The 2,395-nt window shown below is 50.8% G+C and carries 1 protein-coding gene and 1 pseudogene; both read left to right on the forward strand.

Annotated features, from left to right (window positions below):
* Positions 1–280 (forward strand): annotated as a pseudogene (locus D479_RS19405) (bacitracin ABC transporter ATP-binding protein); the annotation flags it as partial.
* Positions 270–2,210: an ABC transporter permease gene (locus D479_RS19410; RefSeq protein ID WP_008640512.1), complete on the forward strand. Its 1,941-nt coding sequence runs from the start codon at positions 270–272 to the stop codon at positions 2,208–2,210. The pseudogene D479_RS19405 and the gene D479_RS19410, both read left to right, overlap by 11 nt.
* The last annotated feature ends 185 nt before the right edge of the window (positions 2,211–2,395 follow it).

The raw sequence follows: 2,395 nt of genomic DNA on the forward strand, positions 1-2,395 counted from the left end.
TCCGAGCATCATTTTCGCCGATGAACCGACAGGCGCGCTCGATTCGAAATCAGCGTCTGATCTCCTTAGTAAGCTCGGTCGTTTGAACGAGCGGAAAGAGGCGACGATCGCTATGGTCACCCACGACCCAGTCGCAGCAAGCTACAGTACCCGCGTCATCTTCATCAAAGACGGACAGATCTACACACAGCTGAATAAAGGAGACCAGCAGCGGCAGGAATTCCTGAAAGACATCATGAAAACCCAGGGCGTCCTCAGCGGGGTGCACTATGAATATTAATCAACTGATTATCCGCAATTTGAAAAAGAATGTGAAGAACTATTACCTGTACTCTTTCGCTCTCATTTTCAGTGTCGCGCTTTACTTCTCGTTCGTGACGCTGCAGTATGATCCGGCGATGAGCATGGATGGGTCAATCAAGGGCGAGGCTGCGCTGCGGGTCGCTTCCGTTCTCTTGATTGCGATCGTAGCCATCTTCCTCATCTATGCGAACAATATCTTCATCAAGCGGCGCGGGAAGGAAATCGGATTGTTCCAGCTGATCGGAATGACGAAGAACCGGATTTTCCGGCTCATCAGCCTGGAGAACCTGATCGTTTATTTCGGCTCCTTGATTGTGGGGACGTTCGCCGGTTTCGCCGTCTCGAAGCTGATGATGATGGCGCTCTTCCGGATTACAGACATCGAGGAAGTCGCCACGTTGTCCTTTTCCGGGAAGGCCTTGATCCAAACGATCCTTGTCTTCATGGCAATCTATCTGTTCATCATGCTGCTCAACTACTTTTTCATCCGCAGACAGAGTATCCTGTCGCTGTTCCGGACGAAATCGAAGACGGAGACGAGAGTCGGGAACATATCCGTCTGGGAGATTCTGATGGGTATCTTCGGACTGACCCTGATCATCGCAGGCTACTACGTCTCCTCGAAGCTGTTCAGCGGGGATTTCAATTCCATGAACCAGCTGTTTGCGGCAATGGTCTTTATTCTGGCAGCGGTCATCATCGGAACGTACTTCTTCTATAAGGGATCGGTACGCTTCGTATCGAACCTGCTTCGCAAAAATAAGCAGGGATATTTGAACATCAATGAAGTGTTGTCCTTATCATCGATGATGTTCCGGATGAAATCGAATGCGATGCTCCTGACGATCATCACGACCGTCTCCGCCCTCGCTATCGGTCTGCTGTCGCTCACCTACATTTCGTACTATTCGGTCTATGATGTCGGAAGCATTTCTTCTCCGGACGATTTCAGTTTCGTGTCCGAAGAAGATGCGGCCGCCTACACGGAGGCGCTTGATCAGACCGGCATCGCCTACAGCGAAGAAAAGGTCGACGTTACAGATGCGCGGGTGATGGTCAAAGACATTTTTGGTACGAATTTAGAGGAAATGCAAATAGAGAACAATCAAATGGATATGCCGGTCGTCGCTGATACGGCTCTGGAGGACACGGTGCTTGAGGATGATCAAGTCCTGTTCGCCGGCTACAACGATGCGTACATGCAGATGTCCCAGCTGAAGGACGAGGGCAAGGTGCAGTTGATCACATCAGAAGGGAAGATGGACGCAGATTACATCGGCAGCACGAAAGAAAACGTCCTCTCCAGAGCCTTCACGTTCGGCGCACCAGCGGCCGTCGTCAGTGAGAACACCTTCCAAAAGCTGAAACAGGAGCAGCTGGACGATATCCAGACCACCTACGACACGTACACAGGGGTGAACGTGGAAGACAGAGCGGACATCGAAACGGCGGATGATATCTTCCAATCGATGACATTTGCAAAGGAGAACGAAAACCTGTCCCTCTATGCGCAGACGGAGTCACAGAAAAAAACAATGGGATTGAGTATGTTCATTGTCGGCTTCCTTGGACTTACCTTCCTCGTCACATCCGGCTGTGTTCTATACTTCAAGCAGATGGACGAAGGGGATGAAGAGAAACCGAACTACACGATTCTGAGAAAGCTCGGCTTCAGCCGCGGCGATCTCCTGCGGGGAATTCAAGGGAAGCAGTTGTTCAATTTCGGCATCCCGCTCGTCGTCGGTCTGCTGCACAGCTACTTCGCCGTCCAATCCGGCTGGTTCTTCTTCGGAACGGAGCTGTGGACACCGATGTTCGTCGTCATGGGCGTCTACACCCTGCTCTATTCCGTCTTCGGATTATTGTCGGTCCTGTATTACAAACGCATTATAAAAGAGGCACTCTGATGAGGGCCTCTTTTTTCAGCTTGCTGAAGAAGTATTTTCATAGGAAGCGAGCGGGCTCCGGGGAATCGAGCGCTTTCCGTGGGGTGGCCGGTGAGCCTCCTCATCGCTCTGAAATGCCCCCTGAATATTGGACAATATTCAGGGGGCATTTCTATGAATAAATGGAGTAAAGAAGAAAAGTTAAG

Origin of the sequence: Halobacillus sp. BAB-2008 (genome assembly GCF_000328325.1) — a bacterium.
In the GTDB taxonomy this organism is placed as follows: Bacteria; Bacillota; Bacilli; order Bacillales; family Halobacillaceae; genus Halobacillus.